General features: G+C 41.3%; 1 protein-coding gene. It reads left to right on the top strand.

The window, feature by feature from the left end:
- Positions 1-854 (top strand): IS4-like element ISAbe18 family transposase (locus tag ACY3FQ_RS18440; protein WP_262466993.1); only part of this gene is annotated, 854 nt, incomplete at both ends.

Genomic DNA, 854 nt, shown 5'->3' with positions numbered 1-854 from the left:
CAAAGTCTGAGAGATATTCAATCCAATTTGGAGTGCCAACAGGAAAAGCTAAGTCATCTCGGAGCAAAGTCTATTCCCCGAAGCACGCTGGCACGAATCAATGAGCAGCAGCCTGCTGCCTTGTATCAACAGCTATTTTACAAGTTGCTTAAATACTATGAACACTCAAAAGTAGCTCATAAATTTCGCTTTAAGAATCCCTTGTATTCCTTGGATGCCAGTCATATTGACCTGTCGCTTTCCTTATGTGAATGGGCCAAAGTTCACGACTCAAAAGCCAGCATGAAACTCAGCATAGGATTGAATCACAGCAATGATATTCCTGAGTTTGTTGCAGTTGAAAATGGCAAAGAAAATGACATGGTACAAGGCCGCAAATTCCAGTTTCCTGCTGGCAGCATTGTAGTTTTTGATAAAGGCTATGTCGATTACCAATGGTATGCAAATCTGACTGCTCAAAACATTGGATTTGTCACACGTTTTAGGCCTAAATCTGTGTATCAGGTGATCCAGCAACATCCAGTGCTTGAATCCAAAGGTATTCTAAAAGATGAAACCATTCAGCTGAATAGCGCACATGCCCTAAAAAGAAAAGCCCCAGTGTTAAGAAGAATTGAATATAGAGATCAGCAAAGTGGCAAGCACTTTAGCTTTCTCAGCAATAACTTTCATTTAGCCGCCTCCACCATTGCGGCGATTTATAAAGATCGTTGGAAAGTTGAGCTGTTCTTTAAGGCGATTAAGCAGAATCTCAAATTAAAAGCGTTTCTAGGCCGCAGCAGGAACGCAATTCAGACACAAATCTGGATTGCGATGATCGCCTATTTATTGGTGAGTTTCGCTCAACATTTAGG

This window comes from Acinetobacter sp. AB03 (assembly GCF_058107045.1).
Note: the sequence above shows the minus strand (reverse complement) of the source record. Positions and strands in the feature narration are given on the sequence as shown.